Origin of the sequence: Haloarcula terrestris (genome assembly GCF_031624315.1) — an archaeon.
Taxonomy (GTDB): domain Archaea; phylum Halobacteriota; class Halobacteria; order Halobacteriales; family Haloarculaceae; genus Haloarcula; species Haloarcula terrestris.
On sequence record NZ_JAMQOM010000001.1, the window covers coordinates 145364 to 171271 of the forward strand.

At 62.3% G+C, this 25908-nt stretch carries 29 protein-coding genes, 3 tRNA genes and 1 pseudogene; 14 read left to right on the forward strand and 19 right to left on the reverse strand.

Annotation, left to right across the window (positions count from 1 at the left end):
• The first annotated feature begins 5 nt into the window (after positions 1–5).
• Positions 6–503: a PadR family transcriptional regulator gene (locus tag NDI54_RS00800; protein WP_310894598.1), complete on the forward strand. Its 498-nt coding sequence runs from the start codon at positions 6–8 to the stop codon at positions 501–503.
• Positions 504–772: 269 nt separating this feature from the next.
• On the opposite strand, the gene NDI54_RS00805 is transcribed toward NDI54_RS00800, so the two are convergent.
• Both NDI54_RS00805 and NDI54_RS00810 read right to left on the reverse strand, forming a co-directional pair.
• The gene (locus NDI54_RS00805; protein WP_310894599.1) at positions 773–952 is read right to left on the reverse strand and encodes an HVO_0416 family zinc finger protein; all 180 of its coding nucleotides are present in this window, start codon (positions 950–952) and stop codon (positions 773–775) included.
• Between the two features lie 209 nt (positions 953–1161).
• The gene (locus tag NDI54_RS00810; protein ID WP_310894600.1) at positions 1162–1734 is read right to left on the reverse strand and encodes a YbhB/YbcL family Raf kinase inhibitor-like protein; all 573 of its coding nucleotides are present in this window, start codon (positions 1732–1734) and stop codon (positions 1162–1164) included.
• Between the two features lie 175 nt (positions 1735–1909).
• Between NDI54_RS00810 and NDI54_RS00815 the strand changes: the two genes are divergently transcribed.
• Positions 1910–4192: a nitric-oxide reductase large subunit gene (locus NDI54_RS00815; RefSeq protein WP_310894601.1), complete on the forward strand. Its 2283-nt coding sequence runs from the start codon at positions 1910–1912 to the stop codon at positions 4190–4192.
• A 42-nt stretch (positions 4193–4234) separates the two neighbouring features.
• Here the strand turns inward: NDI54_RS00815 and NDI54_RS00820 are convergent, their stop codons facing one another.
• Positions 4235–4606, reverse strand: a complete 372-nt coding sequence (locus NDI54_RS00820) for a hypothetical protein (RefSeq protein ID WP_310894602.1) — start codon at positions 4604–4606, stop codon at positions 4235–4237.
• 81 nt (positions 4607–4687) lie between these two features.
• Positions 4688–5677, reverse strand: a complete 990-nt coding sequence (locus tag NDI54_RS00825; protein WP_310894603.1) for a ring-cleaving dioxygenase — start codon at positions 5675–5677, stop codon at positions 4688–4690.
• A 129-nt stretch (positions 5678–5806) separates the two neighbouring features.
• Between NDI54_RS00825 and NDI54_RS00830 the strand changes: the two genes are divergently transcribed.
• Positions 5807–6334 (forward strand): phosphopantetheine adenylyltransferase, encoded by a 528-nt coding sequence (locus tag NDI54_RS00830; protein ID WP_310894604.1) that lies wholly within the window; start codon positions 5807–5809, stop codon positions 6332–6334.
• A gap of 43 nt (positions 6335–6377) precedes the next feature.
• Here the strand turns inward: NDI54_RS00830 and NDI54_RS00835 are convergent, their stop codons facing one another.
• From NDI54_RS00835 to NDI54_RS00850, 4 genes are read right to left on the reverse strand one after another with little or no spacing between them, the layout of a single operon-like run.
• The gene (locus tag NDI54_RS00835) at positions 6378–7190 is read right to left on the reverse strand and encodes an energy-coupling factor ABC transporter ATP-binding protein (protein ID WP_310894605.1); all 813 of its coding nucleotides are present in this window, start codon (positions 7188–7190) and stop codon (positions 6378–6380) included.
• Positions 7187–7978 (reverse strand): cobalt ECF transporter T component CbiQ, encoded by a 792-nt coding sequence (gene cbiQ, locus NDI54_RS00840; RefSeq protein WP_310894606.1) that lies wholly within the window; start codon positions 7976–7978, stop codon positions 7187–7189. Before cbiQ ends, NDI54_RS00835 begins: the two co-directional genes overlap by 4 nt.
• A 3-nt stretch (positions 7979–7981) precedes the next feature.
• On the reverse strand, positions 7982–8296 hold the full coding sequence (locus tag NDI54_RS00845; protein ID WP_310894607.1) for a PDGLE domain-containing protein: 315 nt from the start codon (positions 8294–8296) through the stop codon (positions 7982–7984).
• A complete protein-coding gene (locus NDI54_RS00850) occupies positions 8296–8934 on the reverse strand; it encodes an energy-coupling factor ABC transporter permease (RefSeq protein WP_310894608.1) in 639 nt (212 codons plus the stop codon). Before NDI54_RS00850 ends, NDI54_RS00845 begins: the two co-directional genes overlap by 1 nt.
• 120 nt (positions 8935–9054) lie before the next feature.
• Between NDI54_RS00850 and nikR the strand changes: the two genes are divergently transcribed.
• Complete coding sequence (gene nikR, locus NDI54_RS00855; RefSeq protein ID WP_310894609.1) at positions 9055–9465, forward strand: nickel-responsive transcriptional regulator NikR; 411 nt, start codon at positions 9055–9057, stop codon at positions 9463–9465.
• A 229-nt stretch (positions 9466–9694) separates the two neighbouring features.
• On the opposite strand, the gene NDI54_RS00860 is transcribed toward nikR, so the two are convergent.
• Both NDI54_RS00860 and NDI54_RS00865 read right to left on the reverse strand, forming a co-directional pair.
• Positions 9695–10138 (reverse strand): hypothetical protein, encoded by a 444-nt coding sequence (locus NDI54_RS00860; RefSeq protein WP_310894610.1) that lies wholly within the window; start codon positions 10136–10138, stop codon positions 9695–9697.
• A 3-nt stretch (positions 10139–10141) separates the two neighbouring features.
• Positions 10142–10663, reverse strand: a complete 522-nt coding sequence (locus NDI54_RS00865) for a DUF7342 family protein (protein WP_310894611.1) — start codon at positions 10661–10663, stop codon at positions 10142–10144.
• Between the two features lie 440 nt (positions 10664–11103).
• Between NDI54_RS00865 and NDI54_RS00870 the strand changes: the two genes are divergently transcribed.
• The gene (locus NDI54_RS00870; protein WP_310894612.1) at positions 11104–11484 is read left to right on the forward strand and encodes a hypothetical protein; all 381 of its coding nucleotides are present in this window, start codon (positions 11104–11106) and stop codon (positions 11482–11484) included.
• Positions 11485–11578: 94 nt separating this feature from the next.
• A complete protein-coding gene (locus tag NDI54_RS00875) occupies positions 11579–13429 on the forward strand; it encodes an AAA family ATPase (protein WP_310894613.1) in 1851 nt (616 codons plus the stop codon).
• A 311-nt stretch (positions 13430–13740) separates the two neighbouring features.
• Here NDI54_RS00875 and NDI54_RS00880 read toward each other — a convergent pair.
• The 3 genes and pseudogenes from NDI54_RS00880 to NDI54_RS00890 form a co-directional block, all read right to left on the reverse strand.
• Positions 13741–13872, reverse strand: a pseudogene (locus NDI54_RS00880) (sigma-70 family RNA polymerase sigma factor); the annotation flags it as partial.
• 399 nt (positions 13873–14271) lie between these two features.
• Positions 14272–14346: transfer RNA gene (locus NDI54_RS00885), tRNA-Ile, on the reverse strand.
• Between the two features lie 133 nt (positions 14347–14479).
• Positions 14480–14552: transfer RNA gene (locus NDI54_RS00890), tRNA-Asn, on the reverse strand.
• 95 nt (positions 14553–14647) lie between these two features.
• Between NDI54_RS00890 and cca the strand changes: the two genes are divergently transcribed.
• Positions 14648–16099, forward strand: coding sequence for a CCA tRNA nucleotidyltransferase (cca, locus tag NDI54_RS00895; RefSeq protein WP_310894614.1), 1452 nt, complete (start codon positions 14648–14650; stop codon positions 16097–16099).
• On the opposite strand, the gene NDI54_RS00900 is transcribed toward cca, so the two are convergent.
• Genes NDI54_RS00900 through NDI54_RS00910 form a run of 3 tightly spaced genes read right to left on the reverse strand, consistent with a single transcriptional unit; the run spans position 16078 to position 19042 of the window.
• A complete protein-coding gene (locus tag NDI54_RS00900) occupies positions 16078–17085 on the reverse strand; it encodes a histone deacetylase family protein (protein ID WP_310894615.1) in 1008 nt (335 codons plus the stop codon). The genes cca and NDI54_RS00900 overlap by 22 nt on opposite strands.
• Positions 17086–17523 (reverse strand): histone, encoded by a 438-nt coding sequence (locus NDI54_RS00905; RefSeq protein ID WP_310894616.1) that lies wholly within the window; start codon positions 17521–17523, stop codon positions 17086–17088. It abuts the gene before it with no gap.
• A 55-nt stretch (positions 17524–17578) separates the two neighbouring features.
• The gene (locus tag NDI54_RS00910; RefSeq protein ID WP_310894617.1) at positions 17579–19042 is read right to left on the reverse strand and encodes a single-stranded DNA binding protein; all 1464 of its coding nucleotides are present in this window, start codon (positions 19040–19042) and stop codon (positions 17579–17581) included.
• A gap of 362 nt (positions 19043–19404) precedes the next feature.
• Between NDI54_RS00910 and NDI54_RS00915 the strand changes: the two genes are divergently transcribed.
• Positions 19405–19477, forward strand: a tRNA-Arg gene (locus tag NDI54_RS00915).
• A 123-nt stretch (positions 19478–19600) separates the two neighbouring features.
• On the opposite strand, the gene NDI54_RS00920 is transcribed toward NDI54_RS00915, so the two are convergent.
• Positions 19601–19972, reverse strand: a complete 372-nt coding sequence (locus NDI54_RS00920) for a hypothetical protein (RefSeq protein WP_310894618.1) — start codon at positions 19970–19972, stop codon at positions 19601–19603.
• 84 nt (positions 19973–20056) lie between these two features.
• On the opposite strand from NDI54_RS00920, the gene NDI54_RS00925 reads away from it, so the two are divergent.
• Both NDI54_RS00925 and NDI54_RS00930 read left to right on the forward strand, forming a co-directional pair.
• Positions 20057–20668 carry a DUF309 domain-containing protein gene (locus NDI54_RS00925; protein ID WP_310894619.1) on the forward strand — a complete coding sequence of 204 codons (612 nt, stop codon included), beginning with the start codon at positions 20057–20059 and terminating at the stop codon, positions 20666–20668.
• 104 nt (positions 20669–20772) lie between these two features.
• Entirely contained in the window at positions 20773–21336 is a 564-nt protein-coding gene (locus NDI54_RS00930; protein ID WP_310894620.1) for a diadenylate cyclase, read from the forward strand.
• Positions 21337–21357: 21 nt separating this feature from the next.
• On the opposite strand, the gene azf is transcribed toward NDI54_RS00930, so the two are convergent.
• A complete protein-coding gene (gene azf / locus NDI54_RS00935; RefSeq protein WP_310894621.1) occupies positions 21358–22131 on the reverse strand; it encodes an NAD-dependent glucose-6-phosphate dehydrogenase Azf in 774 nt (257 codons plus the stop codon).
• Positions 22132–22205: 74 nt separating this feature from the next.
• Here azf and NDI54_RS00940 point away from each other — a divergent pair, with 74 nt between their 5' ends.
• The 4 genes from NDI54_RS00940 to NDI54_RS00955 all read left to right on the forward strand — a co-directional run bounded on the left by NDI54_RS00940 (position 22206) and on the right by NDI54_RS00955 (position 25332).
• Positions 22206–22553 (forward strand): dihydroneopterin aldolase family protein, encoded by a 348-nt coding sequence (locus tag NDI54_RS00940; protein ID WP_310894622.1) that lies wholly within the window; start codon positions 22206–22208, stop codon positions 22551–22553.
• A gap of 73 nt (positions 22554–22626) precedes the next feature.
• On the forward strand, positions 22627–23733 hold the full coding sequence (locus NDI54_RS00945; RefSeq protein ID WP_310894623.1) for a DUF7544 domain-containing protein: 1107 nt from the start codon (positions 22627–22629) through the stop codon (positions 23731–23733).
• A 105-nt stretch (positions 23734–23838) separates the two neighbouring features.
• Complete coding sequence (locus NDI54_RS00950) at positions 23839–24285, forward strand: DUF5790 family protein (RefSeq protein WP_310894624.1); 447 nt, start codon at positions 23839–23841, stop codon at positions 24283–24285.
• A gap of 195 nt (positions 24286–24480) precedes the next feature.
• A complete protein-coding gene (locus NDI54_RS00955; protein WP_310894625.1) occupies positions 24481–25332 on the forward strand; it encodes a DUF4399 domain-containing protein in 852 nt (283 codons plus the stop codon).
• Positions 25333–25359: 27 nt separating this feature from the next.
• Here NDI54_RS00955 and NDI54_RS00960 read toward each other — a convergent pair whose 3' ends face one another.
• Positions 25360–25884, reverse strand: a complete 525-nt coding sequence (locus NDI54_RS00960) for a DUF6789 family protein (protein WP_310894626.1) — start codon at positions 25882–25884, stop codon at positions 25360–25362.
• Positions 25885–25908: the final 24 nt, after the last annotated feature.

Below are 25908 nucleotides of genomic sequence, written 5' to 3' on the forward strand. Positions count from 1 at the left end.
AGACGATGTCCGGAGACAACCTCCGTCGCGTGACGACGGGCAAGATGCAGGGCAAGACAGCCGACGAGCGAGTGACCGACCTCGGCGGTACAGAGCGCCCGGAATCGCATGACCCACCCAGTCGTGACGCCATCACGGAGTCGCTGTTGGACCCGGTCATTGACGATGTCGTCGACGGCGAGATGGCGGTTGACGACGGCCTGGTCACACAGAGTCTGGAAGAGATCCTCTTGGCGATGATCGCAGTCGCCGATGGTGGTACCCACGGCACCGGACTGATGGAGGAACTGGAAGACCAGTTCGGGGCCGAGTTGAGTCCGGGGACAGTGTACCCCCGGCTGCACGATTTAGAGGCAGACGGCACGCTCCAAATGCACGAACTCATCCAGACGAAGCAGTACGGAATCGCGGACTCGGCGGCTGCAGAGGAGCAGATCGCGGAGTCGGCGTCCCAACATCTCGCGCTCGGGCTGTTCCTCCATGCGTCGCTTGATGCGCTGTAACCACCACGAAGCGGTCACAGGCCGACGGACACGACCCCCCAATCGTCGGCTGCGAACCGGTCGGCCCGCTGACACACCACCCCCCAACTGTCGGCTGGCCACGCAACGACTTCCCACTTCCTTTCGGCACACGTGAGACAGTCCTGACTGGCTGGGCCGTTGCTGTCTCGACACGGGACGGAGTGAGGCACGCTCCGGCAGAGAGCGAACTGTCGATTCTGCAGGTCGGTGCTGTCGCTACCGGATGAAAAGCGAAAAACGGGGTCTCCTTACCGTACCGGTGCCCAACCACACACCGAGCACTGTGCTGCTGTCGACTCGTGAAGGCCGCCACAGTCAGGGCACTGCTTCTTGTTATAGCTCTCTTCCCAACCACTCTGGTCCACGTCGTGACCACGCTGGGAGAGGAACTCGTCGAACATATCGTCACTACTCGGTGCGGACGCCATACATGCTATGGTATATCACACCAGTATATAGGTTTAATGGTATTGTGAAACATTGCCATGCATAGCTCTGCCCACAGACGGCTGTTTTTGCGAAACCGCGTATTCGCGGCAGTACGCGGTTTTCTTCGGGTTTTACAGTATAAGACACGCAGTTCCGAACGGAGATAGGGTCGTCATGGGGTCCCACTCGAACGCTGAGCGGCCCGGGGTCAGCTATCTGTCGCTGCTGGGTGGGTGTAGTTGACGGTAATACGAGTGCTCGCGAGAAGGGCGTTTGCGATAGCCTCCGTCGCCGGTTCTTGCTCCGAACCGCCTTCGAGGGACAGTTCTTCGCCGAGCGCGAACACCTGAAACCGGTGTTCGTAGGGCTGTCCGGCCGGCGGACACGGCGGTTCGTACCCCGGCTCGCTGGCGGCCTGTTTGCCCTGTCGAGCGCCGCCGAGCGTATCGAGGGTCGGTTCGCGCGGAAGTCCGGCCGGGATACGCTCTGTTTCCGGCGGGACGTTCCACAGCGTCCAGAACACCGGCTGGCTGAACACGCCGCCGTCGTACTCGGCAGTGACGGCGAGCGCCGCCGTCGGCTCTGGGACACTCTCGATGACGAACGGCGGCGAAACGCCGTCACCGTCGCAGGTGAACCGCGCCGGAAGCTCGTCCCCGGAATCGAACGCGGGACTCGACACGTCGAAGACCGGCGTTGTGTCGTCCGACTGCCCGGTACAGCCCGCGCTCCCGACGAGTGCTGACACACCGAGCGTCTGGACGAAGTGGCGACGGCGCATATCTGAGTGGGAGGGACAGGTCGTAATCTACCTTGTGATACCCCGCCACGTACCGCGTCGAATCCGGGGACAGGAGACCACTGGTCCCTATCAGGGCGAACATGTTCCCGTCCGTCGCCAGCGACTGGGAACGTCTTACCCCCTTCTTATTTTGGGGTACTAGAGTTCCACCCACATGGAACTCAAACGCAAAACGATCGCGAAGGTGATCGCCGCCGCGTTCGTCTTCAACCTCGTCGTTATGGGGGCCGGCGCGTGGATCGCGTATCAGGAAGCGCCACCCATCCCGGAGCAGGTCGTCGGACCCGACGGCGAGACGCTCGTCACGGGTGAGGACATCCGCGACGGGAAGAAGGCGTTCCAGAAGAACGGGCTGATGAACCACGGCTCGATTCTCGGCAACGGCGCGTACTACGGCGCGGACTACACCGCCGACGCGCTGGAGTTGAAAACCCAGCACATGCGGACGTACTACGCCGAGGAGCGCTACGGAACCGAGTACGAGTCGCTGTCGACGGCCGAGCAGGCCGCCGTCGATGACGACGTGAAACAGGACCTCAGTGGGGAGTACACCGGCGGGAACATCGAGTACTCCGCCGCGGAGCTGTACGCCCACGAGCAGGTCCGTCAGGAGTACGTCGAGCGATACCACGAGGGGAGCCACGAACGGGGCGTCCCCGAGGGGATGATCGACTCCGAGGCCGACGCCCGGCAGTTCGCCGACTTCGCCATGTGGACGGCGTGGTTCTCCCACACTGACCGTCCGGACGGTGACCACTCCTACACGAACGACTGGCCCTACGAGCCGGCCGCCGGCAACGACGCGACCGGCGCGGCGATGACCTGGAGCGTCATCGCGATGGTGCTGCTCGTCGCCGCTGCCGGTGGCGGCATCTGGCTCTACAGCGCCGTCAGCCTCCCGGAGCCGTCCGCCGCCGACCTCTCGGTTCCCGAGCCGGGCGACGTGAGCGTCTTCCCCAGCCAGCGGGCCGCCCTGCGGTTCATCCCGGTCGCCGCCGGGCTGTTCCTCGCGCAGGTGTTACTCGGGGGGCTGCTCGCCCACTTCTACATCGAACGGGCCGGGTTCTTCGGCATCGAGGAAATCTTCGGCGTCCACATCCTCCAGATACTGCCCTTTGCCATGGCGAAGACCTGGCACATCGACCTGGGCATCCTCTGGATCGCCGCGACGTGGCTCGGAGCCGGACTGTTCCTCCCGCCGCTGCTGACCGGCCACGAGCCGAAACGCCAGTCGACCTACATCAACGTCCTGCTCGGGGCCATCGTGGTCGTCACCGTCGGTGGCCTCGGCGGCATCTGGCTCGGTTCACACGGCTACTTCGGCGATCTCTGGTGGCTGTTCGGCAACGAAGGGCTGGAGTATCTCGAAGTCGGGAAGGTCTGGCAGTTCGGACTGCTCGTGGGCTTTGGCCTGTGGGCCGTCCTCTCGATTCGAGGGCTGAAGCCGCTGCTTGACCGCGAGCCGGTGTTCGGGCTCGCACACATGATCCTGTACGCCGGCGGCTCCATCGCCCTGCTGTTTACCGCCGGGTTCTTCTTCACCCCCGAGACGAACATCGCCGTCACGGAGTTCTGGCGCTGGTGGGTCGTCCACATGTGGGTCGAAGGGGCCTTCGAGTTCTTCATCGTCGCCATCGTCGGGCTGACGCTGGTGTCGATGAACCTGCTCAGCCGCCGCAGCGCAGAGAAGGCGGTCATGCTCCAGGCCTTGCTGGTGATGAGTACCGGCGTCATCGGCGTCTCCCACCACTACTGGTGGGTCGGCATGCCCGACATGTGGGTCCCAATCGGGAGCGTGTTCTCGACGCTCGAACTGCTCCCGCTGGTGTTCATCCTCTACGAGGCGCTGGGCCAGTACCGGGCGATGTCCGAGACCGGCGGGTTCCCCTACAAGCTCCCGTTCATGTTCATCATCGCCAGCGGCGTCTGGAACTTCGTCGGGGCCGGCGTGCTCGGCTTTTTCATCAACCTCCCGCTCATCAACTACTACGAGCACGGGACCTACCTCACGGTCGGCCACGCCCACGCAGCGATGTTCGGAGCCTTCGGCTTCCTCGCACTGGGGATGGTCACGTACATGCTCCAGCTCGCCATCAAGCCCGAGCGCTGGGACGAGTCCTGGCTCCGGGCGGCGTTCTGGTGCTGGAACGTCGGCCTGGTGCTGATGGTGTTCGTCTCCGTGCTGCCCGTGGGCTTCCTCCAACTGGAGGCAGTGTTCACCGGCAGTTACGCCGCCGGCCGGAGCGTGGCGTTCTACAACCAGCCGCTCGTCCAGACGCTATTCTGGGCGCGGCTCCCCGGTGACACGCTCATCATCCTCGGGACGGCCATCTACGCGGCTGACCTGATCCGCAAGCGGTTCGTCCTCCGGGCGTCCGAGGACGACCCCACGGTGGAGGACATGGCCGTCGCGGAGGGTGTGATGAGCGACGACTAACGACGGCGTTCCGACCGGAGTGCGGTTCGGGCCGCCAGGCCACTACGCGCTGCCGAGTTCGTCGGTCCAGAGTTGTTCGATGTCGTCTTCGAGATCCGCCGTATCGAGTACTTCTACGCCGGACAGGTACTCACGAGCGTCCGTGAGGTGCTGCTGGACGGCGGCCACGTCCTCAACCGACTTCGCGGCACGGATGGAAATTCGCGCCCGGCTGATCTCCAGGCGTTCCCCAAGCACCTGTGCCACCGGGATGTCGTGTTCGTCGCTGAGTTGTGCCATGCGGTCCAGCACGGTCGTCGGTACCTCCAGTTGGACCGTGAGGTCCCGGGACGGCAGGTCGACCGTGACGACGGTCGTCTCACACTCACCCTCCCCCCACGGCGCAATGACGTACGCTTGCCCGTCAGTGGACATGTTCCACGGGATACCCCAGACACGCATATTTACTCACAGGCTAACAGGAAGAATGGAGCGTATACCGCGTGGCGGTCGGCGTTAGTCGTCGGCTTCGGCCGACTCCGCTCGGGGAATCATCACGTCCGTAAGTCCCGCTTCGATCTCTTCGCGGCGGTCCTCGAACTTCCCGGGCAAGACCAGTCGGCCGCCCAGGTCATCGAGCGGTTCGTCGCTGTCGTAGCCGGGGCCGCTCGTGGCGAGTTCGAACAGAACACCGCCGAACTCCCGGAAGTAGACCGAGCGGAACCAGTGGCGGTCGATCTGTGCGGTGGGGCGCAGTCCCGCACCGCGGACGGCCTCGCGCATCGCCTCCTGGTCCTCGTCGGTCGGTGTCTGGAAGGCGACGTGGTGGACTGTGCCGTGACCCTGCCGGCCACCCTCGATAGTTGGCAATACGTCAACGTACTTCCCGACGGTGCCTGTCGCGGCGAAGCGCGTCCGCTCGTCGCCGGGGGTGTCGCCCTGTGCCTGCTCCGTGCCGACTTCCTCGAAGCCCATCTTCTGCAGCAGGTCCTCGGTCGGTTCGGGGTCGGCGAGCCACAGCGTCACCGAGTGGAAGCCACGGATAGCGGCGTCTTCGGGGACGAACTCTGTCCACGGTTCGGTCGGGTCGTCGTCGGGAACCTCGACTGCGACCAGTTCGACCGGGAGCCCGTCCGGATCGCGGAACGGGAGGACGGTCTCGCCGAACCGCTCGACGCGGTCGTCGTAGTCAACGCCGTACTCGTCGAAGCGGCCCTCCCAGTAGTCGAGGCTCCCCTCAGGAACCCGGAGCGCGGTGCGTGAGACCTGTCCGGAGCCGACCTTCCCCTGCGAGTGGTCCTCCCACGGGAAGAACGTCATGCTCGTGCCCGGATTCCCCGCGGCGTCGGCGAAAAAGAAGTGGTACGTGCTCGGGTCGTCCTGGTTGATCGAGCGCTTGACGAGCCTGAGTCCGAGCGTCTCGACCCAGAAGTCCATGTTCTGTTGCGGGTCGCTGGCGATACACGTGACGTGGTGGATGCCCGGTGTGGGAGTACCGTCTGTCATTACTACAGATACGTACCGGAGGTACTTGAGTTACTGCTGACGCGAGTGTTACCGGGCCATGGTCACTGAGCACCGAGCGCGTTATCTCGTGGACAGTATCTATATATGACACTGGGGGCACATTCGCGTATGGCTGACGCGGACCGCACCGCGATTCTCGGCGGGACATTCACACCGATCCACAACGGCCACCGGGCGCTGTTGCACAAGGCCTTCCAGACCGCGAGCCACGACGGCCCCGGCGACGGGCACGTCATCGTCGGTCTCACCAGCCCAGGACTGGCAACGGAGACGCGCAGCGAATCCGCCCATGCCGACCAGTTGGGTGCCTACGACGACCGCCGGAACGCACTCGATGCCGAACTGCGGGAGTTGCGCGAGGCGTACACCGCAAGCTACGAAATCCTCCAGTTGGAGGACACGCAGGGACCGGCTGCGACCCGGGCAGACGTGAACGCGCTCGTCGCCTCGCCGGAAGCGAAGGCACAGCGCCGCGCCCACCAACTCAACCAGCGGCGGCGGGACGCGGGGCTCCAGCCGCTCGAAATTCACACGCCCCCGTTCGTCGTGGCCGAAGACGGGACGCGAATCAGCAGCACCCGGATTCGGAACGGCGAGATCGACGTGCACGGCCGTCTGCTCGACACGTCGGAGTAACACGGCTGCTTCGTCAGTCACCGGTATTCTGTCGCTTTAGACTTCACTCGACAGAATCCAAACCACCCGCGTCCAGCCGCTCGGCGGCCTCCTCGACGGTCAGTGGGACGCCCTCCGTCCGGCCCGAGAACAGTCTGACGACCTGTGGCGGGCGCAGGTCGCAGTCCGCCAGCAGATCGGTGTCGGTCAGAATGTGTCGAGTGGCTCCCCTCGCGGCAATCGTCCCGGTGTCGTCGACCAGCAGCACCCGGTCCGCGACGTGTGGGACGAGTTCGGTATCGGGCGTCGAAACGATGAGCGTGACGCCGTCGGCCGCGAGTTCCTCGAGCAGGTCCAGAACCGTCGCCCGGTTCGCGGCGTCGACGTTGCTCACCGGCTCATCGAGGAGGAGCACGTCCGGCTCAACGGTGAGCGCGCTGGCGAGGGCTGCCCGGCGCTGTTCCCCGCCGCTGAGCCGGAACGGTGGCTTCGACAGGAGGCCGTCGAGGTCCAGTCGGTCCGCGACCCGCTCCACGCGGCGGTCGACTTCCGCGCGGTCGCAGTCGAGTTGCGCCGGTCCGTAGGCGAGGTCCTCCCGAACGGTCGGATTGAACAGGTAGTCCGCGGGGTTCTGCGTGAGAACACTCAGGCGACTGCGGACGGTATCGGCATCGGTCGTCGCCTCGAAGTACCGAACCTGTCCGCTGTCGGGATCGACCAGGCCGCCCAGCAGTTCCAGCAGCGTCGATTTGCCGGCCCCGTTGGGACCCAGCAGCGCCACGCGTTCACCGCGTTCGATGGACACGTCGACGCCGTCGACGGCCAGCGTCCCGTCGGGGTAAGCGTATCGGAGGTCGGTGGCCTCAATTACGGTCATGCGACCACCACCGCGACGGCAAGCGCGACGACCAGTCCGAACGCGAAGTCGGCCCGCCCGAGCGGTTCCCGGGGCTGTGCCGGCGTCGGGCCGGTCCCGCCGCGGGCGCGAGCAGCCCGCTGGACCCGCTCGCCGCGTTCGAGGCTCCGGACGAGAAACGAACCCACGAAATGCCCCGAGTCACGCCAGTTGCGACGGAGGCTCGGCTCGGCGATGGTCCGGCTCCGGCGCGCCCGGACCATGCGTTCGAGTTCAGCAAAAAATAACAGGAGATACCGGTAGGTTATCGCCAGGAGCGAAACGGCAATAGTGGGGGCTCTGAGACGGCGGAACGCCCCGAGCAGATCGGCAAAGCGCGTCGTCACCAGCAACACCGACAGGAAGCCGACACACGCCGTCACACGGACGACGAAAGTGAGCACGTAGTCGACGCCGGCGGCCGAGAGTGGGAGCGACCCCAGCGAGGGACCGCCCATCAGGAATGCTTGCGGGGCGACGACGACCAGCGCAAACGCCGGTGGCCCGGTCAACCGGCCCAGGAACGTACGGGCAGGAATCCGGGACAGCGCCGCGAGCGCCGCGGCGAGGATGGTGAGGGCAGCGACTGTCGACAGCGTCCGCTGTGTAACGGTGAGCGCGACGAGCGCGGCGATACCGACGAGCTTGACCGTCGGCGTGACGGTCTGGAGAAACCCGTTTCGGTCCGGCAGTTCCTCGGCGAGCAGGAACCACCGGGCGCTGGCCGCGATTGCTGCGACGGTCCGATCAAGCAGGTCGCTGCCAGCCATGCGCTACTGCCGCCTGTCGGTATCCGCCCCGAGCACGCGACCGATGGCGGCACCGATCAGGAGCGTCAGTGCGGTGCCGACGACGGCCGACACGAACGTTCCGGTCGCGCCGCCGAGGCCGGGAACGCCGTAGTCGGTGAACAGCGCGGTGCCGACAGCGACGGCGTGCTCCGTCGCACCCGTCGTCTCGGCGGCGTTCTCAAGCGGTTCGGCGTAGCCGACCTGGCCGGCCGCCCACCCGAACACCGGCGCGAGCAGCGTCAGGACCACCAGCGCGGCGATAGCACGGGGCAGCCAGTCGGGGTATTCCCGGGCCATCACGCGCTCACCTTCCGAGCGGCGCTCGGTCTGAGGTCGGGACGAGCACGAGCGAGGTAGCGATAGACCGCGGCGGTGATCGCTCCCTCGATCAGCCCCAGCGCCAGGTGCCCGACACCCATTATCGACAGCGTGGTCAGTAGCTGGTACTGGAACGCCGAGGAGAGCCCGAGCTGGAGCGCGGCTGTCAGCGCGCCCGCCGTGATTCCCAGCCATCCGGCGGCGAAGGCGGCCCGAAACTCGCCGTAGGGGACGAGCAGGCGATAGATGGCGTAGCCGACGTACACCTCGACGATAGCCATGTTGAACACGTTCGCGCCCAGCACCACGAGGCCGCCGTCGCCGAAAATAAGGGCCTGAATCGTGACGACAGTCGCGACACAGAGTGCGCCCAGATGCGGCCCGAGGAGAATCGCCGCGAACGCACCTCCGACGAAGTGGGCGCTGGTGCCACCGGGAATCGGCCAGTCGAGCATCTGTGCGGCGAAAATGCTCGCCGCGACGACGCCCAGCAGCGGTGCGCGGGCGTCGGAGATCTCACCGTTGACCCGCTTTGCCGCAACGCTCAAGACGACGACCGCAAGCACGCCAAACAGCAATGCAAGCGGTAGATCGATGTACCCGTCCGGAATGTGCATGCTACCCAAGCCTGGACCCGGCGCGCTAATAATACTTTTTCATCGCACAGTATTATCGCCAGCGGGTGAGTATTACCGAAGCCCGGGTATCCATATGCCGGCCCGTCCCTATCGACACACATGAGTGAGGATCTCGACCGGATCAGCCTGACACTCCCGTCGTCGATGGTCGACCGGCTCGACAGCATCGTCGACGACTGGGAGTACGCGAGCCGGTCGGAGGCGATACGCGACTCGCTGCGTGACTTCTTTGCGACCTACGAGTGGGAGTCCGGCGACGAGCAACACCACCACGGGACCATCGTCATCGTCCACGACCACCACGTCTCGGGCATCGCCGACGACCTCCAGACGGTCCAACACGAGATGGCCGACATCATCACGTCCGTCCAGCATATCCACCTCTCGCATGACACCTGTATGGAGACGCTGGTCGTCGAGGGCGCGGGCGGCAAAATCACGGAACTGGCGAATCGGCTTCGAGCAATCGGTGGTGTTCAGCAGGTCAAGGTCGTCGTTGTCGACGAGTAAGCCGCGGTGGTGTGGGCCGAGTGACTCTCGAAGAACTGAAAGTCGACAGCGTGCAGGCCGCTCTTCCAGAGGGGTTTCTCTATGTGTCAGAGATGGACCCTACCGGGGAGTAGCCAGAAAGTGCTGGGCCGTCAGCTGGCTTTCTGTCGCACTTGTACGCTCTTAGCGAAGAGTTTAAACATCTGGTGTGGTGACAGATGGCGTCAATATCCGAGTGGTTTCTGAGAGACTATGGTGGATTCGACTGCGTGTTAACGAATGAGGGATCACCACGTTCGAGTGCTGTGCGCCAGCATTTCAAGACGGCTCGCGTGACGACTTCGATCTGTTCGACTTCGATACACGAGGGACCCCTCGCATCTGCATCCGGTGGTTCGTGGAAATGCTTCTCTTGCGCGTTCGGTTCTGGGTGGCGGTCAAAACGGAAGTCGACGCCGTCTGGCTCGGTGTAGTGGAAGTTGTAGCAGTCCCGTTCGGTCCAGACGATATCAAACCGGCCGGATGGACTGGATCCGAATCCCTCGCCGACCGTGATATTTAGTTCGGGCTGTGGATCGAGTCGGCCACTGAGATCGTGATGCGTGACGAGTGGTTCATTTGTGAGGAAGATGTCACGGATTCGTTGGAGTGCCTCGTAGTCGGTCGGCCCCGTATTGCCTGTGAGATACGACATCGCTCAGACGACCACTTTTTCGGCGTCGTAGAAGCTAATCGCTGCCTTGGCTAGATAGAGGTTCTTCTGAGCGGTTTGCCACGTCGTGTGGTCTTCCCATCCGTCGTGGTCGTTCGGGTCGAGTTGCTGGGCGAGCTCTGCGGGCGATTCAACCCCGTGTTTCGTTCTGATTTCGCTGACCGTCTGTTTCAGGTCCTGCAACGTCTCGACCAGTTCGTCCTCAGAGTACTCACTCTGGAGTTTCAGCACCTGCCGATAGATGTACATCTGGTCGTTGCGCTTGTACAGCGCACCCCGGCCACCGTCGATTTTCTCGACGAGTCCAATTTCCGCGAGTTCGGTGAGTTCATCGCGGACGACCGGCTCGCTCGCTCTCGCTTTGTCGGCAATCTCGGACGCTGGCGTGGGTTCCGTCGTGCGCGTGATGACGGACTTAATTCGCTCCCGCGTTGTCGTTTCGCTCTTCCAGTCAGTGACTGCTGCCTCGTTGACATCGTCGTATTCTTCGATTGAATCGGGGTTCATGTATTCTCAGAGCCGCTGTTTGTGGGGCCACCCGTTCGCGTATGCATAATATGTTATTTCCGTCGCAAATATATCTTATGTCGGATTCGGTTATGAACTCCGATCAGTGACTGAGACAGAATCGCCACAGATAGAACCAATAGATCCTCTGAGTGGTCGAAATATGGTAGCTCACAGTGCCGCAATCTATGGGTGAGCCTATGGTCCGCCAGCGCTGGAACGAGTATCAGGACGACGGGAAGCACCGAAACGTAGTTGGTGAGGTGACGAAGCTAACCGCATGACAGCGACAGGATTTGAGCAACCCAACAACAACCAACCCCCCGACGTAGCCCTCTTATTGGCCCATGGCATGCGCTCGCGGTGCGAGCACGCGCGAGCCATGGGCAACGGCCGCGAACAACCCGGAGGTCTATATATGACGCACGCGGGGTGCGCGAATGAGTCGAAGCCATAAGGCCAATCACTACGGCACGCTCGTCGAGCGGAAAGCTGCCGAGCGGTACGATCTTGAACTAGATCGGTGCAGTTGGCACAACGCGAAGCGGCCCGACGGGAAGCCTGTGGAAATCAAGGCCGCGATGTACCGGCATTCTGACGGTCAGCCAGAGGCGTTCAAACTCTACGATCAGTACCACGAAAAACTAAGCGTGGCGAACGGATGGTATGCTTTCGGTATCTATCGGATTCGTGGGCAAGGTGTCGAAGTGCTGGAGTGGGAGATGCGCCACTCTTCGCGGTTACCAAGAATAGAGTGGCACGGTGGTGGTAAGCACCGAAATGCCCAACAAACTAAAATATCAATAGAACAACTTTTCTAAGAGAATAGTCATTGTGTCCGAGACTGGGAGTTTGTTTGTAAGTTTGAATAATCCATGGAAAATTAAAAGACTATAGAAATAGGGACATATGCCAATGAAGATTGATTCGGCACATGTCGAAAACTATCGAAGTATCTCAAGCGCGAAAGTTCCCTTATCTGAATTGACAGTGATTATCGGCCGAAACAATTCTGGCAAGTCGAATTTTCTTGAATCGCTGCACAGTTACCGATCATACATATGTGGTGGCAAATTACCTACACATGAATATGATTCAGTCATTCATAATGGGCAAGACAGCGGAGATATCCAGTTTGAAGTAATATTCGAGTTAGATGACGCAGAGCGAGACGACGTGTTTGAGTCACTTCATCGCCGATTTGACACTGGAGTCTCATTTATATTGAACGAGATCGACGAATATTGGTTAACCTACATTAAACACGATTTTGCATTTAATTCGAGTGGGATCGTGTGCAACCGAATTTCGATTAATTATCAAGATAACTGGTTTCCCATTTCAGCAGATCATCAAAGTATACCAACTGACAATTCTGATCTAAGAGACCCCATATTACCGAGACACACGGACCACTACGGAGAAAGTGTCTATTGGACAGTCTCGGCAGGTGAGATTGGCTTTGACGATGAAATTGAGGAAGGGGTATATGAACTGAACTTCTCACACTTCCCCGACTTGGTTGAGTTTAATCAGCAGGTAGGGTATGCCGGTGAAGAAACTGTTAGTGACATTTTCCCGGAATACCTCAACCATCACATATTAGATTTTCTTGATCAGTGGTCACGGACAGGTGCATTCAGAAAACCCCTTGATGAAGTTCCAATCACGAAAGATACCAAACTCAGCGATTCTGGTGATAATCTCGCGCGGGTTCTGCTAACTATCAGCCAAAACAGGAAGTCTTCATTCAAAAAGATTGTCAGCAGCTATGTGGATATTATGGAAGGAGTGGTCGATATTCGAGCACCAATCTCGCCTGCAGAGGATCCGAAAGTAACGCTTGAGATAGATGAAGAATCATCAGGGGAGTCTATACCGCTCTCAGATATTTCTTCAGGTTCCAAGGAGATTCTAACTTTAATCACAAAGGTAGTGCTGTCTTCGAATCAGACGAATATTCTTACTTTAGAGGAACCTGAACTCCACCTACATCCTTCCGCCGAACAAAAAGTATTGAGATTGATTGAAAAAACTGTAGAAGAGAATAATATACAGATTATATCATCAACCCACTCAGAAACATTTGTTGATAAAACAGATCTTGCATCCATTATAAAGACAGACCGTTCACCTGATACAGAGTTCCGAAAAGTTTCAGACGAAGACCTGTCTGCAGAACTTGAGGATTTAGGCTACTCAAAAAGTGAATTGTTCCAGTCTGAAGCAGTTCTATTTGTAGAAGGACGATCTGATAAGACAATTCTTGAGATAATCTCAGAAAAAATCGGATATTCTTTTGAAGATAACGGTATTGAAGTTGTTGTTGGGCATGGTGATCAACTTGAGTCAGATATGAACTCAGTTGGTAGTGTTCTCAGCCAGATGAGAATTCCGTATACTGTACTACTCGACTCTGATGGAGAAAATTCCGAAGAAAAAAAGAATATGTCAGCCGAAAAGATGGGGATTTCTCCAGCTGAAGTTCTTGTGTTAGAAAAGTATAGTATAGAGTCATACTTGACAGATGCACCTTCCGCAATTTCTCGGACAATTGGGGAAAGTCCAGAGGAAATTCGCGAATATCTCGACGGCAAAAATTCAGATAATAAAAAAGGAGTGTTGGACGACCTATTTAAGGAACTTGTTGGGACTGGATACCATGAAGAAAAACATGGTGCAACCATTGCTAAAAACCTGCAGAAAAGGGAAATTAGCGATGAATTAGTAGAGAAAATCAAAAAGATATCTTCTCTAACTGATTAGTTAATGACGATCCGGCCGTGCCGATAACCATGCTGTACGGTGTATTTTGGAGAAGTGGCCTTAGCCGCGCGACACGCGATTTTCGGGGAAAGAGCACAGTATTGCCGCAAAATCAGTGTGTTGGACAGTGATGCCTCTACGCAGGTAGCACGCTACCCGCCGTGCCACTCGTCAGCTGGCGGGCAACCAGCCGCTCGCCATGCCTCGAAGTCGAAGCCCTCGCGGCCCTTCTCAGCCGCCCGCGCTTCGCGGAGGTAGTCACCGGAGCGGTATGCTGTCTCGAAGGCTTTCGAGAGGGCACGGAACCGCTCACGGCCAGTCTGGCGGGCGTACTCACGCGGCCCATACTGGCCCATGCCCACAGCCTCATACACCTCTCGCTCGGCGTCAGTCAGCTGCGATAGGTCCGGTTCGTAGTCGAACAGCGATGACTGGGGGCTCACCGCCAGTCACCTCCGAAACACTCCGGGTTCCCACAGAGTTTGTAGTGGGGTCGATACGCGGCAATGGGAACCTCCGTGAAGTCCGCGTCACTTCGGTAATCTGCTTCGGGACAGGCGGGTGTTGGTTCATCAGCGTCCGGATCGGGTCGGTGTAGCGTATCGGCGTACTGCGAACGGTTCCGTACGCCCGTCTCAGGCAGCGTAGTGGACGCTGACGCCTTACTCATCGCCCGCACCTCCGGATCGCAAAATCGCCGGACAGCGGCGACCCCCAACAAGATGCTTGTTGAACTCAGAATTTAGCGCGGGTATCTTCGCGCCCCGATTCCGCTGTTCTCCACCCGTTCGAACACCTATCGTTGCCGATTCGTGTGGGATACGGTTCGGGCAGAAACTGGATGGGCCCTGCCGGATTTGAACCAGCGCTCAATCGGTTATGAGCCGATCGCTTTAACCAGACTAAGCTAAGGGCCCTCAGAATGGTGTTGATGAGTCCGCATCTTTAGCCTGTCGGGTTGGAGTGGTGTGATTTCGAGAACACAAGCAGGCACCAAGACGGGCATGCACATCGATCTGCGGTGCTCGCCGATTTCGAATGGAAGAACGACGCCACCGCCAGGGCTCGAACCTGGGACAACCTGGGTAACAACCAGGTGCTCTACCAACTGAGCTACGGCGGCGCGAACGCATCTATGGATTGCCAGAGTTGGTAATTAGGGCTTTCGTTTCCAGTCGGCATCGACACGCTTTCACGCACTTGTGCGTAATCGGCGGTATGAGCGATGAGTTCGACGCCGTCGTCGACGACGTGCGGGCGCGGGTCTCGCCCACTGACGACGAGCGGGGGCAGTTACAGCGGGTCGCCGACGCGGTGATAGCCGACGCCGAGGCGGCCGTCGCCGACTTGCCGGTCGATGCCGAAGTCGTGCAGGTCGGGTCGACGGCCCGCGGAACGTGGACCGCTGGCGACCGGGACGTGGACGTGTTCGTCTGCTTTCCGCCGTCACTGGACCGTGAGGAACTAGAGACGTACGGGCTGACTGTCGGGCACGAAGTCTTACCCGAAGGCCGCGAGGAGTACGCCGAACACCCCTACGTCGTCGGCGAGCGCGAGGGGTACGCCGTGGACCTGGTGCCCTGTTACGCTGTCGAGGACGCGACCGAGATCCAGTCCGCGGTGGACCGGACGCCGTTTCATACCAGATATCTGCAAGAGCGACTGGACGACGACAGCGCTGGCGCGGTCCGGGTGGCAAAGCAGTTCCTGAAAGGCATCGGCGTCTATGGGAGCGATCTCCGGACACGTGGCTTCTCGGGCTATCTGACGGAGCTGCTGGTGCTTGAATACGGCAGTTTCCGGGCGTTCGTCGAGGCGGTCGCGGACTGGCATCCACCGGTACGGCTGGACCCCGAGGCCCACGGGACCGAGACGTTTGACGACCCGCTGGTCGTTATCGACCCGACCGACCCGGAGCGCAACGTCGCGGCGGTACTGTCGGCGACGAACGTCGCCACACTCCAGCACTACGCCAGGGACCTGCTCGCCGAGCCGCGGGTATCGCTGTTCACCGAGCGTGAGCCGAACCCGTTCTCGCCGGCAGACATCGAAGCCGCGGTGTCTCGGCGGGACACGACGCCCGTTGCGCTTCGCTTCGCAGCCCCGGACATCGTCGACGACCAGCTCTGGCCCCAGCTTCGGAAGTCCCTCGACGGGCTCTGCAGTGAACTCGACCGTCGCGGTTTCGAAGTCTTGCGGTCGGCTGCGTTCGTCGAGGCCGGTGCCGCGGCAGATACAGACCGCGGCACTGGAGGGGAGCGCCGACCCATCGAGGACACGATGGCCGACGGCGACAGTGGACCAGCGTCACAGCGCGACGCCGTTTTGTTGCTGGAGTTTGCCGTCGCCGAGCGACCGGCCGTCGAGCGCCACGAGGGGCCGCCGGTCCATGTCCGCGCGCATGCGAGCGGCTTCTTCGAGAAGTACGACGACGACCCCGAGGTGGCCGGCCCCTTCATCGACGGCGACCGCTACGTCGTGGAGCGTCCCCGAGCAGTCACTACAGCTGTCGAGTTTCTATCGAGCAGCGCTGTCTTCGACGTGGGACTGGGGCCGCGCATCGAGTCGGCGCTTGGGGAGGACTACGAGGTGCTGGTCGGGGCAGAGCTTGCGGCACTTGCTACCGGCTTCGGCGTCGATCTGGCAGACTACTTCGATCCAAAGCCCTGAGCGGCGAGTTCATCAAGGACATCGCGGGCGTCGTCGCTGACATCGTCGTCCGGCTCCATGGGCTGGTAGCCGTCGAACACCTCGTGGACGGTCGTAATTGAGTCCGCGAGCGTATCCAGGCCGTAGCCCCCTTCGAGCACGAACCCGAGCGCAGCGCCACAGGTGTCGGCGAGCGAGCGCATACGGTCGGTCATCGCCCCGTACCCCTCCGTCGAGACACGCATCCGTGAGATCGGGTCGTGTTCGTGGGCGTCGAAGCCGGCGCTGATGAGCAGTAGGTCGGGGGCGTAGTCCCGGATCGCCGGCGCGATGCACTCGTCGATTGCGGCGAGGTAGTCGGCGGTGTCGGCTCCCGGTTTGTACTTGACGTTGAGGTTCGTACCGTCGGCGTCGTCAGCCCCGGTCTCCGCAATGTCGCCGGTGCCGGGGTACAGTCCGTCTTCGTGTATCGAGGCGTAGAACACGTCCGAGCGATCATAGAAGATGTCCTGCGTGCCGTTGCCGTGGTGAACGTCCCAGTCGAATATCGCGACGCGCTCGGCATCCGCTTCGAGGGCTGCCTGGGCGGCAACGGCCGCGTTGTTGATGAAACAAAAGCCCATGGCGTCGTCACCGACGGCGTGATGGCCCGGTGGTCGACCGAGGGCAAACGGCGTATCGCGGCCGGCGTTGCCGTCAAGCGCCGCTTTCGCCGCCCAGACCGAGAGCCCGGCCGACGCGAGCGCGGCGTCCCACGTCTCCTCGACCGCGACGGTGTCGGCGTCCCAGTTCCCGCCGCCGTCGTCGCAGAACTCGCGGAACTCCGAGATGTAGTCTGGGTCGTGGACCGCACGGACGAGGTCGATGTCGGCGTCGTTGGCGGCGACGTACTCGACACTGTGGTGTTCTTTGAGCGCACGTCGTATCGCTCGAAGTCTGTCGGGACTCTCCGGATGTCGCGGCCCGGTGTCGTGGTCCAGACAGACCTCGCGGTAGCCGAAGTTCATTCAGTAGTACTGTTCGAGTTCGAAGTACGTTTCTACGTCAGCCGCCTTGATCGTCCGGCGGTCAGCGTGACGAGCCAACGTGGCGGCCGCGGCGGCCGTCTCGTCGGCGTACGTTTCGAGGATAGACGCGAGGGCAACGCGGGCGTCCATCGCGACGCGATAATCGTCGTCGATGTCGAGCCGTGCGATGCGGTCGACGGGTGCGACGGGGAGTTCGAGGCCGTCTTTTTCCGGGACCTGATCGATACCGAAATCGGACGGCATCAGCGTCTTCCGCCCGTCCGTGGTGGCCTCTGTGGCTGCCGTGACAGCCAGCGAGGCGCCGTGCTCCTGTATTCGACGAGCCAGTTCCTCCGCAGCGTCGGCACTCACCCGGAGTCCGTCCGCGTTCCGCCGAATGACAGCATCCACCGGTGCGAACGGTAGCTCGACACTCATACCCAAACCCGGGAGTGTTGCGGTCTTAAGAGTTTCCGTAGCGTCGCTCGCCGACTCAGAACACGTCCTCAGCGTGGAGCCGGTCCTCACGGAGTTCACCACGGACCGTGATCTCCTGGCCTAACTGCACGCGCTCGCCGGTTTCGACGCTCATCGTCTGCTCGCCGTCATCGAGAACGACGGGATCACCGGTCTGGACGACGGTCCCCGTGAACTCCGCCTGCTGCCCGGCGCTCTGTGTATCGCCACCTGAGGAAGTGTCGCCGGTACCGGCGCTGACAGCGGCCGCCCCGTCACCGCTGCTGCCAGCGTCACTGTCAGTGTCATCTGCACCATCACCGAAAGAAGACAGCCCGGCGTGTTCGGCGTCGGTCGTCTCAGCGCCGGCTCCCCCGCCAGTCGCAAGGTCCGCGCCGTCGTCGAGGACGACGACCGTCGAGTTCCAGCTTGCCGAGGCTTCCTTGTCGTCCTGCCAGCCGTCCTGGATTTCAACATCGGCCACCAGGACCTCGTCGCCCGGCGCGATGTCCTTGTCCGCCTTGTCGCCCCACAGGGCCACCCGGATGTCGCCCGTTGCGTCCTGGATGCGGACGTTCCGGACCTGGCCTTCGCTGCCGTCGTCGCGGTCGAACGTCCGCTTGGGGTCGGCCGAGCGCACGACGCCGGCGATGTCGACCGTCTCGTCGAGTTCGACCTCGGCGATGGGGTCGGCGTCGGGCTCGAACGACACGTCGTCCTCGACCTCGTCGACGGCCCCCTGGTCGCCGACGTGGAGTTCCAGCGAGCCGTCCCGCTCGCGGACGTACCCGTCGACGATTTCGACGGCCGCGCCCGCGTCGAGTTCCTCGGCGCGGTCGGCCCGGTCGTCCCACAGCGTCACCCGAATGCGCCCCGTCTCGTCGCCGAGCGTGAGATTCGAGACGCGGCCCTCGCTGCCGTCATCGCGGTCGAAGGTCCGTATGGTGTCGGTGTCGAGGACGAGCCCGCGCAGCGACACGTCGGACTGGCCCATGGTCAGTGAATCGATAGCGGAGCCAGCGCCCGGCTCCACGTCGATTGTGGCGTCCTCGTCCGGTTCCGCTTTGTCGACGGACACCTCCAGCCCGTTGTAGCCGTCCTTCGGCCGGCCCTTGACCCGGAGCACGTCGCCGACTTCCAGTTTCCCGTCGTCGATGTCGACGGCCTGGCCGTCCCAGAAAGCGAGCCTGACGCTGCCGCTCTCGTCGGCGGCCTCGACGTTGATGACCCGACCGTCCTCGTCCTCCTCGTCGCGTTCGAAGGTCTTCAGGTCGCCGACGGCCATCACTTTGGCGAGGAACTTCACCTCGTTCATGCCGGGTTCGATGTCGGCAATGGCGTTGACCTCGTTCTCGTTGAGTTCGTGGGCCAACAGCATCGCGGCCGTCTCCTCGTCGGCGAGCCCACCCATCTGCTCGACCTTCTCCTCGACGGCCTCGCGGAACTCCTCCTCGGGAACGTCCGTCTCTAAGTCCTCGTAAATGTCCTCTATCGCACCCATCTATCTATGGGACGCTGGGCTGGGGCGCGCTTAAGCGTTGTCGTTGGGCGAGCGAGCGGGCGCTGTCGGGTGATTTCGATGTCGTCTCGTCCATCGAATCAGAGTGGCCGCGGGATCGGTTATAAACCCTCGTCCACAGGGGTGCCGGGTCAGCGTGTCGACCTGCCGCGCCAGTCACTGCCGGACGACCGGTCAGCGCGTCGCCGTCGCCACGTCGGTCGGGCCGTCGCCGCTGTCGCGAATGGGCAATCATCGGTGTTTCCGAGGAGTCAAACGCGCCTTGCAGCGAGGTATGTCGACCCACCGCGTGACGGCACTCGAACCGTCACCCTTTTTAGATGCACCACCCTCTCTGGAGATGAGTCCGGATAGGGTAGTGGACTATCCTCTTGGCTTGCGGAGCCAGGGACCGGAGTTCAAATCTCCGTCCGGACGTTTCTGCCGACGCAAACCGCTGAGCGTTGCGAGCGGTCAGTGCCGCAGGAATTTCTGTGCGAAGATCTACGTCCAGCGCGAGCGAAATGAATGACTGTCTGTCGCGGTCTCCGTTCGACCGAGTCAGTCACGAGTGGTCGTGCCGTCCTCGGCCGACGCTATCGTCAGCGCGCTCCCGACGGCCAGGCTAAACGAAGCGAGGCCGAGAACGATGAGCGACACGACGAACGCCCGATCACTGGGGAGCGCAAGCCGCTGCTGGAGCGTCACGACGACGTAGGTCGTGACGCCGGCGAAGGCCCCACCCCACGTACCGCCCCTGCTGAATATCGGAAGAACGGTTCGTTGCGTGTAGAGGGCGACGGTGGCGGCGAACAACGTCAGGGCAAACGTCGACAGGAGCACGGGGTCGGTGACCAGGAACTGCCAGACGAAAGCCGTCAGGGCGGCTGCGCTGGCCGCACCGAACAGCCATCGACGCCAGAATCGTGGCATGGGCTAGCTTGCAGTGTCGGTGACAAACCGATTTGGGTACACGAGCGCCGATGTGGTTTTCCGACACCGAACCCAACCCACCGTGTGCGCGACTATCTCCGGGCCGGCATCGCCGTCTACAACGAGGGGCGCTACCACGCCGCCCACGACGCGTGGGAGGAGCACTGGCTGGACCTCGACGATGGCGACGACGAGCGGTTCCTGCACGGCCTCATTCAGTTCACGGCAGTCGTTTACCACGCCAGCGAGGAGAACTGGTCGGGCGCACAGGGGTTGGCCGAGAGCGCGATAGAGTACCTCGATGGCCTGCCCGACCCGTATTCCGGGGTCGCACTGGACGAGGTGCGGTCGTTTCTCGCTGCGACAGCAGCTGACCCGCACCACGCCGCAGCGGTTGACCCGCCAATGCTGACTCACAGGGGAGACGCCATCGGCTACGATGACCTCGACTTCGACGCGACGGCGGTCGCTGCGGAGGTGCTGGCGGAGGCCGGCCGCTACGACGAGGCAGTCATCGACGCCGCTGTTGGGTACGCGCGTTCGGAACTCGACACCGCCGGCGGGTCCCAGTTCGTCGGGATGCTGTTCTCCTTCGTCCGCGAGCGTGACCAGCGCCCGGTCGTCTACCAGCGGCTCCGGGACCACGTCGAACTGGAACAGCAGAAAGACGCCGACGTGCGGAGCCTGTTCGAGTAGCCTGGCGTCGCTGGACTGGTGGGTGACTCACTTAATCAATACACAGACTTTTCCGGAAATTCGGGCCGACTATGCCTGCGACGCCCCAACTAACAGGCAATCAGATGAGCGACTCGATTGAACTTCCGAGGCCCGCGGACGCGGACAGAGAACCCACGCCAGACTGCAGTGCCGTCCTCGACAGAATCGAGTGGTGCGTCGAGAGCGTCAGCCTGGCTTTCGAACGGTGGGACGACGCCCACGTGCGGGGGCCGGGGCTGTACTTCGTCGTCGAGCGCGACTCGACCGCGGCGTTTTCGGACCCGATGGGGGCGAACCACTGGCCGGTCGAGGACTGTGCGAGCGTGTTCGACTCCATCGGGCCGCTGTTCGAGGCGGCCCGGTCGGTCGCAGTCACGAACGACGGCGCAGTCGTCGTCCACAGCGACGGCACAATCTGTCCGGAGATGGTCCGGCTGAAGCAGTTGAGCGCCACGGAGGAGGACGCAGTCGGCCCGCTCCCGTACGCGGACTGGATGGGCGCGCGGCACATGAGCGCGCTTGAGACCTCGACTCGTGACGCAGTGTTTGCTGTGGTGACGCTGAGCGAGGAGAACGGGCGGGTAACGGTCTTCAGAGACGGGGCCTACGAGGACCGCCATCGGAACGCGCTCAGCGAGAAGTGGTAGGCGAACGCGGGTCGCGGTCGGCTAGATGTCCGGTTCCGCGACGCGCTCTTCGCCGTCGAAGTGCGCGGAGTTGTCCTGTGGGTCGTAGCCCAGCACCTCCTTGGCGCGCTCGATGGAGTAGTACTTGCGGTCGTTGTCGGAGATACCGTAGACGATTTCGTACTCGTAGTCGGCCTGCAGCGCGCAGTCGTGGATATGGGCGCAGTCCCGGTAGGAGAGCCACATCGCCTGCCCGCGCTCGTAGTCGATGGGCGGGTGGCCGCGCGTGAGGTTGCCGATGCGGATGTTACAGACGGAGAGGCCATACTGGTCGTAGTAGTAGCGGCCCAGCACTTCGCCGGTGGCTTTCGAGACGCCGTAGAGGTTGCCGGGGCGGGGGAGTTCCGTCCCGTCGAGGCGGTACTGGTCGTCCGGGCGATACATCTCGGGCGTGCGCTCGTCCGTTTCGAAGGAGCCGACGGCGTGGTTCGAGGAAGCGAAGACGAACTTCTCGACGCCCTCGTCGACGGCGGCTTCGAACATCTTCTGGGTGCCGTCGATGTTGTTTTCGAGGACGGAGTCCCAGGGGGCCTCCGGCCGGGGGTCGCCGGCCAAGTGGATGACAGCGCCGACGCCGTCCATCGCCGCGGCCACGTCGCCCTCGCTGGACACGTCCCCGACGAGGTACTCGTGGTCGGGCTCCTCGGCGGGTGGGCTGTGGAACATGAGCTGCCACTCGTAGTCGTCCTCGAGGCCTTCGAGGATGGCCGCCCCGACAGCGCCGCCAGCGCCGGTGAGCAGAACCGGGTCGTCCATTCGTATGAGAGGATACGTCGCCCCCAATAGGTAGCTTGCGGTTCGCTTTTGTGTCGTCCAGCCGAGCCGAGTGTATGGCTCCAACAACTTCCCAGCAAGCGTGTTTCGAGGCTGGCATCAAGTTCGGGTCTCTGTATCATCAGTTCGCCGGGACGCCGATCAGCCCGGACAGCGCCGACTCGCTCGCGGCGGCGATGGAAGAGGCCATCGAGAATCAGCCCTTCTGTGAAACCGTTACCGTCAGCGTCCGAACGGCGGCGCTAGAAGACGCTATCGCCGAGGCGGGCGCGGAGTACACGGAACTCACCGGCTGGCTCATCGATGTCGAGATGGTCATCGAGTACGAGGGCGTCACCGTCGAGACGAGCATGGCGATGGACGACGGCTACCCGCTGATGCAGGTCGACGCGGTGCAGGAGTGAATGGCTGGAGGGCAGCCCGAATCCCTGCCACGACCCCGAAAATTTTACCAGAGGGGGCTGTGAGGCTTCCGACATGGCCCTCCACGCAGTCGACGATATAGACGATGCCATCGACGCGACCAAGTCGTTTCTGTTCCCGTTCGAAAAGGGAATATGGCTCCGAATGGCGTTCGTCGTGTTCTTCATCGGTGGTGGCGGCGGCGGACTGAACAGCGCCCAGTCGTTCAGCAACTTCGGCGACTTCACCGGCGACGGCGGTCCCGGCGGCCCCAGCGGCCCTGGGAGCGAGTTCCAGCTGACCGCCCCACTCGAAACGGTGGCCTCCCTGCCAGGGGACCTCGCTATGCAAGTCTCCGGGCCCGGTGTCCCGTCCGGCGCGCCCGATGAACTACTCGCCGGGGCCGGGCTCCTCGTGTTCGCCGTTATCGGCCTGTTCATCCTGCTATGGTTCGCGTACGCCATCCTGAGTAACTTCATGGAGTTCGTGTTGACCCAGGCGCTCATCGACGAGGAGATTCACGTCCGGCGGTATTTCAGCGACCATGTCGGGAACGGAATCCGGCTGTTCCTGTTCCGGCTTGCACTCGGAATTATTTGGCTCGGCATCGCGGTCGTACTCGGTGCGGCCGTGTTCTTCCTGGCGCTCGGTGGCGAGGCCGCAAACATCGGGGCGGCGAGCCTCCTCGGGCTATCGGGGGTACTCATCGCCGTATTCGCGGTGCTTGCCATCAGCTACAGTCTCGTCTTCGGCTTCACGTCGGTGTTTGTCGTCCCGCTGATGACCGCTGACGGCGACGGCGTTCTCTCCGGTTGGTCGCGGCTCTGGGGATCGATGAAAAACCAACCAAAGCAGTACCTCGCCTACCTGTTTTTCTCCATCGTCCTCCAGATCGGAGTCGGGATCGTCGGCGCGATTCTCGGTATCGTCGCGTTCCTGGCCGTCCTGATCCCGTTCGGGCTCGTTGCGGCTGCGCTGTATCTCGCGCTCCACAATACTGTCGGCGTGGTCTTGGCGGGCATCGTTGGCCTGCTGGGACTGCTGGTCCTGCTCGTCATCAGTGCGCTCATTCAGGTGCCGCTGACGACGTTCCTGCGGTACTACGCGATGCTCGTGCTGGGTGACATCGACGCCGACCTGGATCCGATACCCGAGGTGCGCTCGGCCATCCGGGCCGAGTAACGACAACGGTTTTTCGGTTTCGCGAATCACCACCCTGTCACGTCCTGCGGTTTCACTTTCACTTTCAGGCGGGCTTTTAATCCCTCACCGCACCAACGGTTCCGTATGAGTCAGTCAAGTCTGGACGACGACGAACTGTTCGGTGAAGCCGCAAACGAGATGCGGACGGATGTCGAGGACTCGCTCGCAAAGGCCCTCGATGCGCTCCCCGAGGCCGATTCGGTCTGGGACGTGGCGGCCGACAACACGCTCGGCGTCCTCAACGCACTCAAGACAGCACTCGACGTGGGCGACGCCGAGGACCACCTGCGGGACGCGAAGAAGTGGTACACGATGGGCGAACGCGCCGACGCCTTCGAGGACGCCGACGACCTCGCCGAGGAGATCGAGACCATCGCGGACCTCATCGACGACGTTGACGACGCCCGTGAGCAGGTCGGAGACCTCACGGCGACGATCCCGCAACTGCGCAGCACGCTCGAAGAGTTCGAGGGCGAAGACGGTGCAGACGCCGAGGCGGACGGCGACGCCGACGCAGAAGCCGAAGCCTGAGCACTCGTCGGTCGGTACGTACCCGAAGGACCGCCGCCAGCGCGTCGCTTGCGTCGTCCAGCGGCTTTTACTGTGATTGGCTACAGCGACAGGGCCTGACAGCTGATCCTGGCCGAGCGACATTCTATGCAAAGGCGTATTTACGCCCGCTCAGCCGCTTAAGTGTGTGAAGTTCGATAGGTTCTCCGACACAACATGGTCGACAGACACACACGCCGGACGTTCATCTGTGGCGTCTCGGCTGCCGTAGCGACCGGTCTCGCGGGCTGTAGCGACGAGCAGGCGGGCGGGGGCGCAGGGACGCCCACCCGGACAGAGCCCGAAACCGACGCGGCGGAAACGACAACCGAGGAGTATCGGAACGGTGTCGAACCTGACGCCAACGTCTCCGTCGCGGTCCCGGAGGGCGGCGCGACCCTGACAAACCCCTCGGTGCAGTGGCGGGCAACTGCTGAGGGCGTCACCATCGAAGCAGCCGGCGAGGTGACCAGCGGGGCCGGGCACTACCACGTCATCGTCGACACCGACCCCGTGACGCCGGGCGAGACGATTCCGACCGACGACGCACACATCCACTACGGGACCGGGCAGCAAGACGGCGTCCTGGAACTGGAACCCGGCGAGCACACGCTCCACCTGCAGGTCGGGGACGGCGCGCACACGGCGATGGCGCTAACCGACAGCGTCGACGTGACCGTCAGCGACGAGGCCAGTCTCAGCGTCGAAACGAGCCTGGACGGGAGCGTAGTCGAGTGGGAAGCGAGCGCCGAGAACTACACTATCGGGCCGACCAGCGACGGCGTCGCGTCGAACACCGGACACCTCCACGCGATCATCGACACCGACCCGGTGCCGGTCGGCGAGGTCATTCCGAGCGATGCCCGGCACGTCCACTACGGGGATGGATCGACGAGCGGGAGCCTCGACATCGCCGAGCAACTGGGCGACGCGTACGAAAGCGGCGAGCACACGGTTCACTTCCAGATCGCGTCCGCGACACATCGTGCGACGGCGCTCACTGCATCGGAGACGGTGACGACTGAATAGCCCGCAGTCGCAAACGGTTCCGCGGCCTCAGACGATCGAGTCCGGGCGCGTCGAGAAGTAGTTGAAGACCGCCCCGAGGCCGATCCCGTAGACGACGTGGGCGACGAGCGTCAGCACCGCGTACAGCACCAGCATCAGCCCGGACTGGCCGGTATAGAAGGCGAGCACGAACCCGGTCCACATCGCGCCGCCGAAGTAGGCCCCACTAATGGGGTCCGTCTTGCCCGGGAGATACGCCTTCAGCGAGGCAAACAGCAGTGGCCACGGAAACATCCCGCCACCGAGGAAGATGAAGAAGCCAAACAGCACCTCCGGAACGTAGCCGGTCAGGCCCACGAGTTCGGTGAGGACGGCGAAATCATCGAGGTTGAACGCGCCCAGCGACTGCGCGATGAGGAACACGACGGTCATCATCGCTGTCCCGACCAGACCCCCGGCCGCGCCAACGACACCATCGGCGAGAATCCCGGCGAGACTATCGAACTCTTCGGCCTCTGTGAGGCCATCCTCGTTTATCGGTGGGTCCTCGACGCCGGATGACGTATCTTCCATGGTGTGAGATAACATGGCAGTGGA

Excerpts from the sequence above, each read along its gene's own strand:
- NDI54_RS00800 (WP_310894598.1), top strand. The coding sequence starts at position 6 with ATGTCCGGAGACAACCTCCGTCGCGTGACGACGGGCAAGATGCAGGGC.
- NDI54_RS00805 (WP_310894599.1), bottom strand. The coding sequence starts at position 952 with ATGGCGTCCGCACCGAGTAGTGACGATATGTTCGACGAGTTCCTCTCC.
- NDI54_RS00810 (WP_310894600.1), bottom strand. The coding sequence starts at position 1,734 with ATGCGCCGTCGCCACTTCGTCCAGACGCTCGGTGTGTCAGCACTCGTC.
- NDI54_RS00815 (WP_310894601.1), top strand. The coding sequence starts at position 1,910 with ATGGAACTCAAACGCAAAACGATCGCGAAGGTGATCGCCGCCGCGTTC.
- NDI54_RS00820 (WP_310894602.1), bottom strand. The coding sequence starts at position 4,606 with ATGTCCACTGACGGGCAAGCGTACGTCATTGCGCCGTGGGGGGAGGGT.
- NDI54_RS00825 (WP_310894603.1), bottom strand. The coding sequence starts at position 5,677 with ATGACAGACGGTACTCCCACACCGGGCATCCACCACGTCACGTGTATC.
- NDI54_RS00830 (WP_310894604.1), top strand. The coding sequence starts at position 5,807 with ATGGCTGACGCGGACCGCACCGCGATTCTCGGCGGGACATTCACACCG.
- NDI54_RS00835 (WP_310894605.1), bottom strand. The coding sequence starts at position 7,190 with ATGACCGTAATTGAGGCCACCGACCTCCGATACGCTTACCCCGACGGG.
- cbiQ (WP_310894606.1), bottom strand. The coding sequence starts at position 7,978 with ATGGCTGGCAGCGACCTGCTTGATCGGACCGTCGCAGCAATCGCGGCC.
- NDI54_RS00845 (WP_310894607.1), bottom strand. The coding sequence starts at position 8,296 with ATGGCCCGGGAATACCCCGACTGGCTGCCCCGTGCTATCGCCGCGCTG.
- NDI54_RS00850 (WP_310894608.1), bottom strand. The coding sequence starts at position 8,934 with ATGCACATTCCGGACGGGTACATCGATCTACCGCTTGCATTGCTGTTT.
- nikR (WP_310894609.1), top strand. The coding sequence starts at position 9,055 with ATGAGTGAGGATCTCGACCGGATCAGCCTGACACTCCCGTCGTCGATG.
- NDI54_RS00860 (WP_310894610.1), bottom strand. The coding sequence starts at position 10,138 with ATGTCGTATCTCACAGGCAATACGGGGCCGACCGACTACGAGGCACTC.
- NDI54_RS00865 (WP_310894611.1), bottom strand. The coding sequence starts at position 10,663 with ATGAACCCCGATTCAATCGAAGAATACGACGATGTCAACGAGGCAGCA.
- NDI54_RS00870 (WP_310894612.1), top strand. The coding sequence starts at position 11,104 with ATGAGTCGAAGCCATAAGGCCAATCACTACGGCACGCTCGTCGAGCGG.
- NDI54_RS00875 (WP_310894613.1), top strand. The coding sequence starts at position 11,579 with ATGAAGATTGATTCGGCACATGTCGAAAACTATCGAAGTATCTCAAGC.
- cca (WP_310894614.1), top strand. The coding sequence starts at position 14,648 with ATGAGCGATGAGTTCGACGCCGTCGTCGACGACGTGCGGGCGCGGGTC.
- NDI54_RS00900 (WP_310894615.1), bottom strand. The coding sequence starts at position 17,085 with ATGAACTTCGGCTACCGCGAGGTCTGTCTGGACCACGACACCGGGCCG.
- NDI54_RS00905 (WP_310894616.1), bottom strand. The coding sequence starts at position 17,523 with ATGAGTGTCGAGCTACCGTTCGCACCGGTGGATGCTGTCATTCGGCGG.
- NDI54_RS00910 (WP_310894617.1), bottom strand. The coding sequence starts at position 19,042 with ATGGGTGCGATAGAGGACATTTACGAGGACTTAGAGACGGACGTTCCC.
- NDI54_RS00920 (WP_310894618.1), bottom strand. The coding sequence starts at position 19,972 with ATGCCACGATTCTGGCGTCGATGGCTGTTCGGTGCGGCCAGCGCAGCC.
- NDI54_RS00930 (WP_310894620.1), top strand. The coding sequence starts at position 20,773 with ATGAGCGACTCGATTGAACTTCCGAGGCCCGCGGACGCGGACAGAGAA.
- azf (WP_310894621.1), bottom strand. The coding sequence starts at position 22,131 with ATGGACGACCCGGTTCTGCTCACCGGCGCTGGCGGCGCTGTCGGGGCG.
- NDI54_RS00940 (WP_310894622.1), top strand. The coding sequence starts at position 22,206 with ATGGCTCCAACAACTTCCCAGCAAGCGTGTTTCGAGGCTGGCATCAAG.
- NDI54_RS00945 (WP_310894623.1), top strand. The coding sequence starts at position 22,627 with ATGGCCCTCCACGCAGTCGACGATATAGACGATGCCATCGACGCGACC.
- NDI54_RS00950 (WP_310894624.1), top strand. The coding sequence starts at position 23,839 with ATGAGTCAGTCAAGTCTGGACGACGACGAACTGTTCGGTGAAGCCGCA.
- NDI54_RS00955 (WP_310894625.1), top strand. The coding sequence starts at position 24,481 with ATGGTCGACAGACACACACGCCGGACGTTCATCTGTGGCGTCTCGGCT.
- NDI54_RS00960 (WP_310894626.1), bottom strand. The coding sequence starts at position 25,884 with ATGGAAGATACGTCATCCGGCGTCGAGGACCCACCGATAAACGAGGAT.